Origin of the sequence: Anabaena sp. PCC 7108 (genome assembly GCF_000332135.1) — a bacterium.
Taxonomy (GTDB): Bacteria; Cyanobacteriota; Cyanobacteriia; order Cyanobacteriales; family Nostocaceae; genus Anabaena.
Window position 1 is genome coordinate 897,295 of the sequence record NZ_KB235896.1, and the last position, 14,253, is coordinate 911,547.

Consider the following 14,253-nt stretch of genomic DNA (forward strand, 5'->3'; position numbering starts at 1 on the left):
ATCTCACAGCAAGCGAAGCTGACAACGACTACGAGAAGAAAGTCCAGCAATTATCTCGCATTGTCGAGTAATTCTATTATTTACTGTTCTGGAGTATCTTTCAGATAAATATTGACTCCAAATTACAGGTACTGTTGTATTTTTTTGTTCAAATAAACCTATTAGTCTGATTGGTATATCAAACACTTTGTTTATAACTAAAGCCGTCAACTGATTAACAGCTTGCTCATAATAAAGGGTACTATTAGAAGCTGGAAACATCAGTGCTTTTGTAACCAAAATCAGTATATTTGTTGGGTGTCCAGCAAATTCTGTTTTGGCTTTAAAAAATAATTCTGAGCGTAATGTATTATTTAATAAAAAGGGATAGTTGGAAAACTGAATCTCAATAATAATACCAGATTTACAAAAATCTACTTCTTTGCCCAAAAACCTATAGGGTATAGGAATAGGTATATTAGATTGCCAACCAGATTGAATTAAAGCTGCTTTAATGTACTCATTTGTGCCTACTGGATCAAATATTGGATTACCTTGAATTCCTGCTTGATCGGAAGCTTTAATATGTAATGGCATTTGAGTGAGAATAGCATTAAGCGACTGCCATTCCTGATTGTATTGACTATCAATGATAGTATCTGCCGCATTAAAATCGGTGTACTTAATAAGAATAGTTATTTCTCCTTTTGAGATTCTATTAGGGTTTGTATAAAATCAATCGGATCTATCTCCAAAGCTTCAGCAACTTCTAAAAATTCAATTAAGTCTAAACGACGTTCTCCCCGTTCATATTTTGATACATAGGATTGTGGATGTTGTAACTTAGTTGACAACTCGGCTTGAGTGAGATTTGCAGCTTTGCGGGCTGCAATCAGCATTTTACGAAACCGATGGTATTCCTCTGTATAAACGGATTTAGACACTTTAGCTGGAGATGGGTTTTCATGAGCGATCGCATATCGACTTTAATCTTAAAACCTAATATGGGATAAACCCAAAATAGGTTTTTATGGCACAAGCAGTAATAGCAAATCAAATTGCCATTAAAACTACATCTTTCCATCCCCAAATATCCTTAAATAAATAAACCCCCAAAAATTCTATCTTCTCTCTGTACCTATGCCTGAGATAAATAATGACCTTAATACCCAAAATACCAAACCCAACACCCCTTTCCCCTCATGGTGCAGAAGTAATATTAGGAAACAACACCACACCTGAACAAATAGCCATACCTATTGCACCTACCCCTTCAACAATGTTCGGTCCCCGTGCAGCTTGTTTATTATCAGAAACAGGAATATTATGGGTAGCAGATACAGGACATCATCGTTTATTAGGTTGGCGAAATTTACCCACAAAAGATCATCAACCTGCTGACTGGGTAATAGGACAACCTGACTTTTATTCTGAAGGACAAAACGCCAAAGGTACACCAGGAAAATCTACATTTAGTGTTCCTACAGGTATTTGTAAATGTGGTACAGGTTTAGCCGTTGCCGATGCTTGGAATCATCGCATTTTAATCTGGTATAATGTTCCAGAAGATAGTAATGTTCCCGCAGATTTAGTATTAGGACAAATTAATTTTATTGATAATGAACCAAATCGAGGAAATCGAGAACCTGCGGCAAATACCCTACATTGGCCTTACGGTATTTTCTATCATCAAGGTAAGTTATTTGTAGCCGATACTGGAAATCGTCGTTTATTGATTTGGAATCAATTTCCCACCGAAAATGGACAACCTGCGGATATAGTTTTGGGACAACCGAACATGATATCACGCAATGAAAATGGTGGTGGTTCTCCCACTGCTTCCAGTATGCGTTGGTGTCATGATATCACCCTTTGGGAAGATAATTTAGTGGTTACTGATGCAGGTAATAACCGGGTAATGATTTGGAAAGGAATACCAACAGAAAATAATACCCCTTGTGACGTGGTTTTAGGGCAAAAAAACTTTAATTTGGTGGAATTAAATCAAGGGGTTTATTTTCCTAATGCAAGTAGTTTAAGTATGCCTTATGGAGTAGATATTGCAGGAGATTGGTTAATAGTTGCAGATACAGCTAATTCTCGTTTGCTAGGATGGAAGAAACGAGAATCTCTTTTATTATTACAGGGTGCAGTTGCTGATGGTTTGGTTGGACAAGATAACTTTACCAAGAAAAGCGAAAATCGGAATTTTGGACTACCAACAAGACAAAGTTTAAATTGGTGTTATGGAATTAAAGTTTGTGGTGAGATTGCGGTAATTGCTGATTCTGGGAATAATCGCGTTTTGATTTGGAAGTTTTGATTATCTCACGCAGAGGCGCAGAGGAAGAAAAATGCCGATTGAGGAAATTCGGGTTTGTGGGACTGTGCAAGGTGTGGGTTTTCGTCCTATTGTGTATCGTTTGGCGAAAGTTTTTGGGTTAAAGGGTGATGTTTGTAATGATGGTGAAGGTGTTTTAATTCGTGTTTCTGGTAGTGAGGAAGAAATAACAAAATTTATAAATAAATTATATCAGGAATGTCCTCCTTTGGCAAGAATTAATGAGGTGAAGAGGAGTCCATATTTGGGGGAATTTGATTTTAATGACTTTGTGATTTCTTCTAGTGTTAATAGTGTGGTGAAAACAGAAATTTCTCCTGACGCTGCAACTTGTCCCCAATGTCAAAAGGAGATTTTTGATCCTTTTAGTCGTTATTTTCGTTATCCTTTTACTAATTGTACTCATTGTGGACCACGTTTGAGCATTATTGGCGCTATTCCCTACGATAGAAATAACACCAGCATGGTGAATTTTCCGATGTGTGGAGAATGTGAAAAGGAATATAAAAATGTAGAAAATCGTCGTTTTCATGCCCAACCTGTCGCTTGTTATCTATGTGGTCCTCATGCATGGTTGGAAAGGGCTGACGGTAAACCTGTCATTTCTGATATGTTCTCAATGTTAGATGATGTGGATGCTGTTTGTACTTTATTACAAAAAGGTGAAATTGTCGCTATTAAGGGTTTGGGTGGGTTTCATTTAGCTTGTGATGCAACTTTAGAAAATGCAGTTATAAAACTGAGAAGCCGCAAACAACGTTATCATAAACCTTTCGCTTTAATGGCAAGAGATATTAATATTATTTCTGAATATTGCTATATTAATGATTTAGAAAAACAATTATTAACAAGTCCGGCTGCACCAATTGTTTTATTAAAACTAAAAACTGATAAACAATTACCATCTTCTATAGCACCAGGACAAAATACTCTGGGTTTCATGCTTCCTTATACCCCCTTACATCATTTAATTCTCAGACGTATGAACAACCCGATAGTTTTAACTAGCGGGAATATTTCTGATGAACCACAATGTATAAATAATGAAGATGCAAAAGATAAATTATCAAAAATAGCCGATTATTTTCTTTTACATAATCGAGATATTGTCAACCGAGTAGATGATTCTGTTGTCAGAGTTATTGATAATAAAATACAAACCCTGAGACGTGCTAGGGGATATGCACCTGAATCCATTATTTTACCACCAGGATTTGAAAAAATACCGCCAATTTTAGCAATGGGTAGCGAGTTAAAAAATACCTTTTGCTTATTAAGAGAAGGTCAGGCAATTTTATCACAACATTTAGGCGATTTAGAAAATGCTGCTGCTTTTAACGCTTATCAAGAAACATTGAATTTATATCTAAACTTATTTGCACATAAACCCGAAATTATTGCTATTGATAAACATCCAGAATATCTATCATCTAAACTTGGTAAAGAACTAGGAACAGCTAATCAAATTCCACTTGATCAAATCCAACATCATCATGCCCATATAGCAGCTTGCATGGCAGAAAATCAAATTCCCTTAAACTCAAAACCAGTTTTAGGAATAGCATTTGATGGATTAGGTTATAGTGAAGATGGTCAACTATGGGGCGGAGAATTTTTATTAGCAGATTATCATGATTTTCAACGATTAGCGACATTTAAACCCATGCCCATGATAGGAGGACAACAAGCAATTAATCAACCGTGGAGAAATACATACTCTCAATTAATTAATGCTTTTACATGGGAAGAAATCAAACAAAAATACAGTGAATTAGAAATAATCAAACTTTTAGAAAATAAAAATCCCAAATTACTCAACCAAATCATAGAAAAAGGTATTAATTCACCCTTAACATCATCAGTAGGGAGATTATTTGATGCAGTAGCAGCCGCAATAGGTATTTGTCCAGAAAAATGCAGCTATGAAGGACAAGCAGCCATAGAAATGGAAGCAATAGCTGATACAAATATTTTAAACAATGATAAAGAAACTGTAAATTATTCCTTCAAACTTGAAAAATTAGATAATATTTATTATATAGATACATCTTCCACATGGCAAAAAATACTCAATGATATTAAACAGCATATCTCACGATCAGAAATAGCAGCAAGATTTCATCAAAGTTTAGCCATAACCATAGTTCAAACAGTTAAAAAACTTCAACAAGAACATGAATTTCATCAAGTAGCACTAACAGGAGGAGTATTTCAGAATCGAATTTTATTACAACAGGTAAAAATGCAATTAGAAAAATTAGAAATAAACGTTCTCACTCATAGTATAGTACCTGCAAACGATGGCGGTTTATCACTAGGACAAGCTGTAATTGCTGCTGCTAATTACTTAAAAACATAACATAAAAATCTCCGCGCCCTCTGTGGTTCGTAAACCTTAAAAAAAAGGAAAAATAAAATGTGCTTAGGAATACCCGGACAAATAACAGAAATAACCAACATAGAACATAAACTAGCCATAGTTAATATTGGAGGAGTAAAACGCCAAGTAAACATAGCTTGTATAGTTGACGAACAACACCCACCCGAAACTTGTATAGGAGACTGGGTACTCGTCCACGTTGGTTTTGCAATGAACCGAATTAACGAACAAGAAGCCGCAGAAACATTACAACTATTGCAAGAAATAGCAGCAGCCCAAACAACAATTACCAGTTAAATATTCTCTTCCTTCTTCCTTCTTCCTTCGCGTCCTTCGCGCCTTTCCTGCGGAACGCTTCACGAACGCGGTTTATTAAAAATTGATATGAAATACGTAGACGAATTTCGTAACCCAGAAAAAGCCCAAGCATTACAAAAAGAAATCGAAAAACTCAGCCAAAAAATAGACAAACACATCAAAATAATGGAAGTATGCGGAGGACATACCCATTCAATTTTCAAATACGGAATCGAAGAAATATTACCCGATAACATCGAACTAATTCACGGCCCAGGCTGTCCAGTTTGCGTAATGCCTAAAGGGAGAATAGATGATGCGATCGCACTTTGCCAAAATCCTAACATAATCTTCACCACATTTGGCGACGCAATGCGCGTACCCGGTTCAAAAACCAGCCTCTTACAAGCCAAAGCCCAGGGTGCAGATATTCGCATGGTTTACTCACCCTTAGATAGCCTGAAAATAGCCAAAGAAAACCCCAATAAAGAAATAGTATTCTTCGGTTTAGGCTTTGAAACCACCGCCCCCAGCACAGCATTTACCATACTCCAAGCCGCAGCAGAAAACATCACCAACTTTAGTATGTTTTCTAATCATGTATTAGTAATTCCCGCCCTGCAAGCATTATTAGAAAATCCAGATTTAAAACTGGATGGTTTTGTCGGTCCCGGTCATGTAAGTATGGTCATAGGTACAGAACCCTACGAATTTATTGCCCAGAAATATCATAAACCAATAGTTATTTCTGGCTTTGAACCATTAGACATATTCCAATCAATTTGGATGTTGCTAAAACAAATAGTCGAAAAACGTTGTCAAGTAGAAAATCAATATAATCGCTTAGTAGAACCAGCCGGAAATCAAAACGCATTAAAAGCTATGAATCAAGTTTTTGCAGTCCGCGAAAAATTTGCATGGCGTGGTTTAGGAGAAATCCCCAATTCTGGTTTTAAAATCCGCCCAGAATATGCCCAATTTGATGCTGAAGCCAAATTTACAATTCCTAACTTAACAGTAGCAGATCATAAAGCTTGTCAATGTGGAGAAATTCTCAAAGGAGTCTTAAAACCTTGGCAATGTAAAGTATTTGGAACAGCTTGCACACCAGAAACACCCATAGGAACTTGTATGGTTTCTTCCGAAGGTGCTTGTGCAGCATATTACAAATATGGGCGACTTTCGACTATGGCAAAAAGAGATAAATCAGGTGTATCGACCGAACCCCTATCAGTCTAAATTGCACAATTTGAGGAAAATTACATGGCTTATGTAACCATCAGAATTAGTAAAAATAACTCCATAGAGAAAAAACGGAAATTAGTCAAAGCTATGACTGATGCTTTAGTTTCTATTTTAGATACTAAATCTGAATCAATAATTATTCATTTTGAAGAAATTGAACGAGAAGATTGGGCAGTTGGTGGCGTTTTGCATTATGACAAAAACAGCAATAAGCGCGAAGATAGAGATGACAGAAAAGACAGAGATGAAAGAGATGAAAGGAAGAATTGGTAAATAATTTAAAACGACAGGCATATGCCTGTCAAAAAACACAAAAAATATACTTATAAAACAATTTAAAAATGACAATTAACTCAAATCAAAATTCCCTCTTTCAAAAAATAGAACAAGTTCGTCGTCGTCAAGGAAAAATCCGCGATACCCATATTAATCTCGCACATGGTAGCGGTGGTAAAGCCATGCGTGATTTGATAGATGATGTCTTTGTAAAAACCTTTGATAATCCCATTCTTTCCCAATTAGAAGATCAAGCAACATTTGATTTAGCCAGCCTTTCCCAATATGGAAATAGATTAGCATTTACCACAGATTCCTATGTAGTAGATCCCTTATTTTTCCCAGGTTCAGATATAGGAGAACTAGCTGTTAATGGCACAATTAACGATTTAGCTGTGAGTGGGGCAAAACCTTTATATCTTACCTGTAGCGTCATATTAGAAGAAGGTTTACCAGTAGAAACATTACGCTGTGTAGTTTCCAGTATGCAGCAAGCAGCCCAAAAAGCTGGAGTACAAATAGTCACAGGAGACACAAAAGTTGTTAATCGTGGTTGTGCTGACAAACTATTTATTAACACTGCGGGAATTGGCATAATTCCCCCAAATATTGATATTTCTCCCCGCAATATTCAACCGGGAGACGTAGTAATTATAAACGGAGAAATAGGAAATCATGGCACAGCAATATTAATTGCTAGAGGAGAATTAGCATTAGAAACAGATATAGAAAGTGACTGTCAACCATTACATGAATTAGTCGCTGAAATTATCAAAGTTTGCCCCCAAATTCACGCCATGCGAGACGCTACCAGAGGAGGTTTAGCCACAGTATTAAATGAATTTGCCCTCACAGCAAACGTAGGAATACGCATCAATGAAAATGCAATTCCCATTCGAGAAGAAGTCAATGGAGTATGCGAAATACTCGGTTTAGAACCATTATATCTAGCCAACGAAGGAAAAATAGTCATAATTGCACCACCAGAAAAAGCCGATTTAATTTTAGCAGCAATGCAAAATCACCCAACAGGAAAACAAGCATCTATCATTGGTGAAATTATCCCCACACCACCAGGAATAGTCCTCTTAAAAACCGCCTTCGGTGCAGAAAGAATAATTGATATGCTAGTAGGAGATCAATTACCACGAATTTGTTAAAAATACCTCATTTTTCCTCTCTTTGCGCCTCCCTTCGGGTTCACCAGTCGCCTACGGAGGGAAACCCTCCTGCAGCGCTGGTTCACTGCGTCTCTGCGTGAAATAAAATCATAAACATTATGCACGAACTAGGAATTACCCAAAACATCATCGCCATAGTTAGGGAAAACGCCCAAGGTAAAAAAGTCCAAAGAGTATTATTAGAAATTGGTCAATTATCAGCAATTATGCCAGATGCGATTAAATTTTGTTTTGATATTTGCGCTAAAGATACAATAGTGGAAGGTGCCTTATTAGAAATATTAGAAATACCAGGAATGGCTAAATGTCGTCAATGTGGGAAAAGTTTTGGTATAGAAAAACCTTTTGGAATTTGTGAATGTGGTAGCGTACAGTTAGATATAATTACTGGTGAAGAACTGAAAATTAAAGAAATTGAAGTGGAGGAATTATGTGTGTAACTTGCGGTTGTTCCGATGATAATCAAACGACAATTACAAATATGGAACATGAACATCATCATACTCATACTTTAGCAGATGGGACTGTAATTACCCATACTCATCACCAAAAAGAAGCGCCCCAAATTCATGCGAAAATCCATAATACAACAATATCTTTAGAACAAGAAATTTTAGGAAAAAATAACTTATTAGCTGCACAAAATAGAGGTTGGTTTAAAGGACGAAATATTCTCGCTTTAAATTTAATGAGTTCTCCTGGTGCGGGAAAAACTACTTTATTAACTCGGACAATTAATGATTTAAAAGATAAATTAACTATCAGTGTTATTGAAGGAGATCAAGAAACTACTAATGATGCTGAAAAAATTAAATCCACAGGCTGTAAAGTCGTGCAAATTAACACAGGTACAGGCTGTCATTTAGACGCATCAATGATAGAAAGAGGTTTGCAGGAACTTAACCCACCTTTAAATTCTGTGGTGATGATTGAAAATGTCGGAAATTTGGTTTGTCCGGCTTTGTTTGACTTAGGAGAACAGGCTAAGGTTGTAATTTTATCGGTGACGGAAGGGGAAGATAAACCAATTAAATATCCTCATATTTTCCGCAATAGTGAAATTATGATTCTCACGAAGATTGATTTATTACCTTATCTACAGTTCGATGTAGAAAAATGTATTGAATATGCTAAACAGGTAAACCCAAAAATTCAAGTTTTCCAAATTTCTGCTAATACTGGTGAAGGGTTAGCAGGTTTATATAACTGGTTATATCAACAGGTTAATAATTCATCAAATTTGATTTCTGTTTAAATATTATAGCGTTTCCTAGTCTCATGAGGTACAAAATCATCTGCGTTCCATTCGGACTGTTTGTACTTCACTTGAAGGGAATTGCCATATAGGAATAATATTTGATTTATGAAAAGATACGTAGGGTGCGTCAGACTCCATAAATTCTATTAATAAACAGATTTGTAATATCTGACGCACCCTACAATACCTAATTTTTTTCAAAAATCAAATATGACTTCTATATATCAAAATGGTGCGTTATCCTATTGCTAACGCACCTTACGCAGATTATCTTTCAAAAATAGTTAATAGTACAAATCCTAATAAGTAATAATGATCTATACAAGTTAACCCAGCCTTATTACCCATTTCTTCTCTTTGTTTTTGGCTATAAAACTCAATTCCTGTAGGAGAATGGGGCGTAATTGGACATGGTGATGAGTTATTAAAAGTTATATCTACTAAATAAAACTTACCACCGGGAGAAAGTACCCTTGCTACCTCATTTAAAACCTGTTCTGGTTGAGGATAATGTAAAAAACTAATAGTATTAAAAACCGCATCAAATTGTCCCTCAGCAAAAGGTAGATGTTCAGCATTACCTTCAAGATAAATTAACCGGGGACGGTGACGGTTATTTTGTCTAGCTACCCGTAACATTTGCGGAGATAAATCTAAACCTGTAGCTGTAATTTCTGGAAAATGAGTTGCTAATCTATCTAATAATCTGCCTGTTCCACAACCTAAATCTAGAATATTTGCATGAGGTGATAATTCAACTTTTGTGAGTAATCTTTGGTGAATTGCTTGGTAGATAAAAGAAGGAAATATCCAATCGTAACTATTTGCCCAACGGTCAAAAAGTCCTTTTTTATTATTGATAAAGTTAGTAGTCATGGCTGGTATATTTTTGTATTGATTGTATTATAACAAGATAGATCCCGGACTTTTTTGACAAGTCGGGGATCTGGTGATTAAAATATAACTTAAGACTTACAACCAGTCTCGATAAGCCGAGATTTCATTAATGCCAATTTCAAAGGGCATTCCTTTGCCAAATGGCGGATAAACTCGAATTTTTGCGTCTGTAGTAAATCTTTCCAGTCGATTACCCAATTGAGGAATATTACTGACTATATGCCAGTAGGATACTATATCTGGGCAGTCTACAATCAGCATGAGAGTGGTAATATTAGTTGTCATATACCACTGACAATTAGATAGTAAAACTTGGGTAATGCGATCGCACGAATGATAAAAGCACCTCCCAATAGACTGTTCTAATTCCATATGTAGCATTCCGTCCTGTTTTGTCACCTCTACAGGAGGTAAGTCATCAGGAGGAAGCAACGGTAATTTAGACATAATTTCGCACCTCTTGATTGTAGCGTTGCAAACTCTCTCGATTTTTTTGCAGAGACGAGGATGAGGGTTTGAGTGCTAGTGTGCCGATATCTAATTCGTCCTGAAATTTCTTGATTTTGTCGCGGCAGGTTTCCACATCACCAATAATCGAATTTTCAAGCAAATAGTCTTCATCAAAACAGATATTTGTTCGATCAAATGGTTTCTGAGGCTGGGGACTATTCTGCATTACTTGAGTTGTGTTAGCGATCATTTTTTGGCTAAATTTACGGATAAAAGGTAAGGCTTCACTTACGGCTTCATCAGAGGTTTTAGCCACAAAAAAGAACCGTGCTAACAGGAATTTATCTGCACCACTGGAATTTAATTGCCGATATTTGCTGACTGTATTCTTTAATCTTGTTAGCGAAAAGGGTGGACCTCCCATTAAGCCAAAAGAATTTTCGGCAGCAAATTTAATAGCATCATCATCACCACTGGCAATATAAACAGGAATAGGTTTTTGTAGTGGTTGGGGATAAACTGTCAAGCGATCGCACTGATAGAATTGCCCATTAAATGATACGTCAGTTTCATATAATAGCTTTTGAATAAGTGCTACTGCTTCCAGCATCATGGCGCGGGATTCAGACATCAATACACCAAAATGCTGATTTTGTTGAGGAAAGGGTCCCCCTTTAGCTATCCCAAAAGCCAATCTACCACTACAAAGATTATCCAAAGTCGCAATATCCTCAGCCACCCGAATTGGGTTATAAAACGGCAATAATACCGCCCCAGTCCCTAAACGAATAGTTGACGTAACACCCGCCAAATGTGCCATTAACAGCAAAAGTGACGGGCTGAGATTGGATTCATTAAAATGATGTTCACTCACCCAAGCTTCTTCAAAACCTAAATTCTCCGCTTGTTTCACCAGTAAAACCTGTTCAAAGATGGCGCGACGGACATCTTGATGATGATTTTCGTAATTGCAGAAAAGTCCAGTTTTCATTTTTGGCAAAATTTTAGTACAGCATGGCAGGAATAATTAAACAGTTAGAATTAGACAAAAACGTCAATTACATAAACATTATTGCCTTTTAACTTCTGCCTCCTTCCACTAAGCTGCCACTAAATGCAACTCCAACCATAACCGTGGTTGGGATTGCTTCAGTTTGGACATCGGGTCATGTAGCAATCGCTTGGCACTCATGCAAACAACTTGAATAAGTCCCATATTATCTGCTACTTCCCTCAGTATTTCTTTTTGCGCTTGCACATAGGGCAAAATATCTTCAGAACAATAAATCCCTACATATTGAAACCGTTTAGCAGGTCGTCCCCAGAAGCAGGTGATGACTTTCACATGGCACCCTTCCAGTAGTTCCCCAGTGTTAGGGTAATAGTGGTTAACGACTCTTGTGAATTCTTTAGCTAGGATATCTTCAGCAATCATTTGACTGACTATTTCTGTAGCGTCCATCACTCTAATTAGCATAACATAAATTTGTCAAACAAACCTGACATAATGCCAATTAAAGTTAAATATATTCTTAAAATAATTCGTAATTCGTAATTCGTAATTCGTAATTCGTAATTCGTAATTCGTAATTCGTAATTCGTAATTCGTAATTCGTAATTCGTAATTCGTAATTTGTTAAATATATCTTCAAAAAAAAGAGGTGTACTCTAATTAAGTATCACCTCTAAATAATGACCATATATAATGAATTCAAAATTTATTAACTGGAACAATTGAGTAATAGACACTGAGTAATAGACACGGAACAAGAGTCTTTTATCAGCTGTTTATTGTTGGGCAAAAAACAGTAATATCATGTCCGACTAATCACCTATCAAAAAAAATCTCCGCGTCCCCGCGTCTCACTGTCTCCGCGTCAGTTTAAATGATAAGTATATCTCTGACGAGACGCTACGCGAACAACCGGACATGATATCCTTTCCCCATCTCCCGCTGATTAGTACAGCACTTCTGAATTAACGGGAATTGCGTTCAGCAACTAAAACATCAGCGATGATATCTGGTACATTCTTTAAATCCACATATCCCTCAGAACCAGAGATAGGAGAATTAAATGTATAATTTGGGTCACAGGCTCCTGTATCGTAAACTTGAATAAACCACTTATCAGGAAAACCTTCAACACCCAATTCTACAATGTACCAAAACTCACCCATTAACCGCGAGTTAAAGATAGTGAACCAATCTCTATAATCTTCAGAAATATTCCAGTCTGCCAAAAGGAATTCTAGAGCTATTTTTCCAGCATCAGTTGAAGTCAATAGCATTATTACTCCTGATGTGCAACCTCATTGGAAACTTCAGGATACAAACCCAATTGTTTCGCTAATTCCTTGGCTATAAAAAATAAAAATTGAGCGCCATCTTGATTGCCTTCATGAGCAAACATAGTAGCTACTTGTAACATTGAATGTACTAAACCAGAATCAACCAATTCAGGCTGAGATTCTAAAACTTCTGGTTCTTGACCATTAGGACATTGGAGCAATTCATCAATCAAATTAAAATATTGTGTTTGGCGTTCGTCTGTCATGGTAAATTAATTTAGGGTGAATAGGAAAACTAAAACTTATTGCTCGATACTTTGTTGCCAAAGCCTTTCTAGCATTTCAATTTGTGCTTTGAAAACAGCAGCGCGATAGACAAGATACCTGTCATAAACAAGAATCCCTACACCAATACCAATAGGTGTACCCAAAACCAACCATTGCAAAATTGTAGCGATTTTATATTGTTCTACTAGAATTTGCAGTTGTACAAAAAAATTATATTTAGATAATTTTTTGTTAGCTGGAGATTGAGGAGTATTTATACTCTCTGTCTGGAGAGGCAAATGCTCAGAAACTTTATTAATATTGGTGAATTGGCAGGATAAATTCTGTGTCTTAACTAACTCTATATGTCGTCCCCAAATTAAATTAAATACTAGAAACCCTGGAGAAAGCACAGCTAAAGTAACTAAGCAAACTGTCAGAATATTTAAAACTTTTAATTTCATCTTCGCTCTCCCTTCCTAGGTAGCATTTACCCAGTAAGAAAATTTATTTTATGGTTTACTACTGCACCTTATTATTGTCAATTCTCAAACAGCCATGGAATTTTAGATTTTCAAATTAGATTTTCCAAAGACACCTAGTAGATGACATACAATAATTTAAAATTTCAAATCTAAATTTTTCAATCTAAAAATTGGCAAGTTGATGAGTTACAACTCTATGTACAATCTACTCATAAAGTATTACTAAGCAATTGAAAATTAAAAATCTCAAATACACTCCCTTTTGTATTCACTAATACTGACAAGATTTAACCGGTTGTGAAGAGAGATTAGAACTCAGTTAGGGTGAAGAAGTCCCCCCTAGTTCTCTAGACTTGCGTCCAGGAATTTCGGGGGGTAGAGGGGAATCTCTGCGTAAATCCTATTCATGTTTATAGCAGTCACCCCTCCAGGACACAGTTTACCCCACTGGGATTAAGATTATTAAACTCATTACAATAGTACTCAAAGCCTAAAAGACTTATATAGTCAGACTTATAAAAAAAATTTGGGGTAGAGGTGCTAGTCTTTTTAAGAAGGGGTACTAGCATTTATCAGGTAGGGTTCGGGGATGATTGTACTCAACTTTAATGCTTGATTGGCTGATGTTTAAGGAGATTTACAAATCGTTTTTAGCCTTAAAAATTTGTACTCAAATAATAACATATCCTGACAAAGTGGAACTGAATTAAAAATAAACTAAATCACCAAAAAAAACAATTAAAATTTATAACTCAGGTGATTTGATCTTGACATCATCAAAATCTGGAGATAGCCACAGCGATCAAGATTAGGACGTTAAAAATTATAATTAGTAGGGGTTTAGCACTGCTAAACCCCTACAACTGAAGATTATCTAATGTCCTAATTATCTTGGCTACAGCCATATA

The 14,253-nt window shown here is 36.2% G+C and carries 17 protein-coding genes; 8 read left to right on the forward strand and 9 right to left on the reverse strand.

Annotation, left to right across the window (positions count from 1 at the left end; all coding sequences use genetic code 11):
* Positions 1–3: 3 nt before the first annotated feature.
* Positions 4–693, reverse strand: a complete 690-nt coding sequence (locus ANA7108_RS0104735) for a BglII/BstYI family type II restriction endonuclease (RefSeq protein ID WP_369750734.1) — start codon at positions 691–693, stop codon at positions 4–6.
* The gene (locus tag ANA7108_RS0104740) at positions 675–923 is read right to left on the reverse strand and encodes a helix-turn-helix domain-containing protein (protein WP_026103987.1); all 249 of its coding nucleotides are present in this window, start codon (positions 921–923) and stop codon (positions 675–677) included. Before ANA7108_RS0104740 ends, ANA7108_RS0104735 begins: the two co-directional genes overlap by 19 nt.
* Positions 924–1,135: 212 nt before the next feature.
* Here ANA7108_RS0104740 and ANA7108_RS0104745 point away from each other — a divergent pair, with 212 nt between their 5' ends.
* From ANA7108_RS0104745 to hypB, 8 genes are all read left to right on the forward strand, one after another.
* Positions 1,136–2,302: a hypothetical protein gene (locus ANA7108_RS0104745; RefSeq protein ID WP_016949623.1), complete on the forward strand. Its 1,167-nt coding sequence runs from the start codon at positions 1,136–1,138 to the stop codon at positions 2,300–2,302.
* 31 nt (positions 2,303–2,333) lie between these two features.
* Positions 2,334–4,679 carry a carbamoyltransferase HypF gene (gene hypF / locus ANA7108_RS0104750; RefSeq protein WP_016949624.1) on the forward strand — a complete coding sequence of 782 codons (2,346 nt, stop codon included), beginning with the start codon at positions 2,334–2,336 and terminating at the stop codon, positions 4,677–4,679.
* 57 nt (positions 4,680–4,736) lie between these two features.
* Entirely contained in the window at positions 4,737–4,997 is a 261-nt protein-coding gene (locus tag ANA7108_RS0104755; RefSeq protein ID WP_016949625.1) for a HypC/HybG/HupF family hydrogenase formation chaperone, read from the forward strand.
* Positions 4,998–5,084: 87 nt separating this feature from the next.
* Entirely contained in the window at positions 5,085–6,236 is a 1,152-nt protein-coding gene (gene hypD, locus ANA7108_RS0104760; RefSeq protein WP_016949626.1) for a hydrogenase formation protein HypD, read from the forward strand.
* Between the two features lie 24 nt (positions 6,237–6,260).
* A complete protein-coding gene (locus ANA7108_RS26770; protein WP_016949627.1) occupies positions 6,261–6,515 on the forward strand; it encodes a 4-oxalocrotonate tautomerase family protein in 255 nt (84 codons plus the stop codon).
* A 68-nt stretch (positions 6,516–6,583) separates the two neighbouring features.
* Positions 6,584–7,678 (forward strand): hydrogenase expression/formation protein HypE, encoded by a 1,095-nt coding sequence (hypE, locus tag ANA7108_RS0104770; protein WP_016949628.1) that lies wholly within the window; start codon positions 6,584–6,586, stop codon positions 7,676–7,678.
* 119 nt (positions 7,679–7,797) lie between these two features.
* Positions 7,798–8,139, forward strand: a complete 342-nt coding sequence (hypA, locus tag ANA7108_RS0104775; RefSeq protein ID WP_016949629.1) for a hydrogenase maturation nickel metallochaperone HypA — start codon at positions 7,798–7,800, stop codon at positions 8,137–8,139.
* On the forward strand, positions 8,130–8,954 hold the full coding sequence (gene hypB / locus ANA7108_RS0104780; protein WP_016949630.1) for a hydrogenase nickel incorporation protein HypB: 825 nt from the start codon (positions 8,130–8,132) through the stop codon (positions 8,952–8,954). Before hypA ends, hypB begins: the two co-directional genes overlap by 10 nt.
* 270 nt (positions 8,955–9,224) lie before the next feature.
* On the opposite strand, the gene ANA7108_RS0104785 is transcribed toward hypB, so the two are convergent.
* The 7 genes from ANA7108_RS0104785 to ANA7108_RS0104815 all read right to left on the reverse strand — a co-directional run bounded on the left by ANA7108_RS0104785 (position 9,225) and on the right by ANA7108_RS0104815 (position 13,324).
* Positions 9,225–9,833: a class I SAM-dependent methyltransferase gene (locus ANA7108_RS0104785; protein WP_016949631.1), complete on the reverse strand. Its 609-nt coding sequence runs from the start codon at positions 9,831–9,833 to the stop codon at positions 9,225–9,227.
* 96 nt (positions 9,834–9,929) lie between these two features.
* A complete protein-coding gene (locus ANA7108_RS0104790; protein ID WP_016949632.1) occupies positions 9,930–10,301 on the reverse strand; it encodes a hypothetical protein in 372 nt (123 codons plus the stop codon).
* Entirely contained in the window at positions 10,294–11,295 is a 1,002-nt protein-coding gene (locus ANA7108_RS0104795) for an LLM class flavin-dependent oxidoreductase (RefSeq protein WP_016949633.1), read from the reverse strand. Before ANA7108_RS0104795 ends, ANA7108_RS0104790 begins: the two co-directional genes overlap by 8 nt.
* 108 nt (positions 11,296–11,403) lie before the next feature.
* Positions 11,404–11,766, reverse strand: a complete 363-nt coding sequence (locus ANA7108_RS0104800) for a hypothetical protein (RefSeq protein WP_016949634.1) — start codon at positions 11,764–11,766, stop codon at positions 11,404–11,406.
* A gap of 515 nt (positions 11,767–12,281) precedes the next feature.
* On the reverse strand, positions 12,282–12,593 hold the full coding sequence (locus ANA7108_RS0104805; protein ID WP_016949635.1) for a hypothetical protein: 312 nt from the start codon (positions 12,591–12,593) through the stop codon (positions 12,282–12,284).
* A 2-nt stretch (positions 12,594–12,595) separates the two neighbouring features.
* A complete protein-coding gene (locus tag ANA7108_RS0104810; RefSeq protein WP_016949636.1) occupies positions 12,596–12,859 on the reverse strand; it encodes a hypothetical protein in 264 nt (87 codons plus the stop codon).
* Positions 12,860–12,895: 36 nt separating this feature from the next.
* Complete coding sequence (locus ANA7108_RS0104815; protein ID WP_016949637.1) at positions 12,896–13,324, reverse strand: hypothetical protein; 429 nt, start codon at positions 13,322–13,324, stop codon at positions 12,896–12,898.
* Between the last annotated feature and the right edge of the window lie 929 nt (positions 13,325–14,253).

Bases quoted from the DNA above. Each gene is read 5' to 3' on its own strand.
- ANA7108_RS0104815 (WP_016949637.1), bottom strand. From the start codon at position 13,324: ATGAAATTAAAAGTTTTAAATATTCTGACAGTTTGCTTAGTTACTTTA.
- ANA7108_RS0104755 (WP_016949625.1), top strand. From the start codon at position 4,737: ATGTGCTTAGGAATACCCGGACAAATAACAGAAATAACCAACATAGAA.
- hypD (WP_016949626.1), top strand. From the start codon at position 5,085: ATGAAATACGTAGACGAATTTCGTAACCCAGAAAAAGCCCAAGCATTA.
- hypA (WP_016949629.1), top strand. From the start codon at position 7,798: ATGCACGAACTAGGAATTACCCAAAACATCATCGCCATAGTTAGGGAA.
- ANA7108_RS0104785 (WP_016949631.1), bottom strand. From the start codon at position 9,833: ATGACTACTAACTTTATCAATAATAAAAAAGGACTTTTTGACCGTTGG.
- ANA7108_RS0104800 (WP_016949634.1), bottom strand. From the start codon at position 11,766: ATGGACGCTACAGAAATAGTCAGTCAAATGATTGCTGAAGATATCCTA.
- ANA7108_RS0104745 (WP_016949623.1), top strand. From the start codon at position 1,136: ATGACCTTAATACCCAAAATACCAAACCCAACACCCCTTTCCCCTCAT.
- hypB (WP_016949630.1), top strand. From the start codon at position 8,130: ATGTGTGTAACTTGCGGTTGTTCCGATGATAATCAAACGACAATTACA.
- ANA7108_RS0104805 (WP_016949635.1), bottom strand. From the start codon at position 12,593: ATGCTATTGACTTCAACTGATGCTGGAAAAATAGCTCTAGAATTCCTT.
- ANA7108_RS26770 (WP_016949627.1), top strand. From the start codon at position 6,261: ATGGCTTATGTAACCATCAGAATTAGTAAAAATAACTCCATAGAGAAA.
- ANA7108_RS0104795 (WP_016949633.1), bottom strand. From the start codon at position 11,295: ATGAAAACTGGACTTTTCTGCAATTACGAAAATCATCATCAAGATGTC.
- hypF (WP_016949624.1), top strand. From the start codon at position 2,334: ATGCCGATTGAGGAAATTCGGGTTTGTGGGACTGTGCAAGGTGTGGGT.
- ANA7108_RS0104810 (WP_016949636.1), bottom strand. From the start codon at position 12,859: ATGACAGACGAACGCCAAACACAATATTTTAATTTGATTGATGAATTG.
- hypE (WP_016949628.1), top strand. From the start codon at position 6,584: ATGACAATTAACTCAAATCAAAATTCCCTCTTTCAAAAAATAGAACAA.
- ANA7108_RS0104790 (WP_016949632.1), bottom strand. From the start codon at position 10,301: ATGTCTAAATTACCGTTGCTTCCTCCTGATGACTTACCTCCTGTAGAG.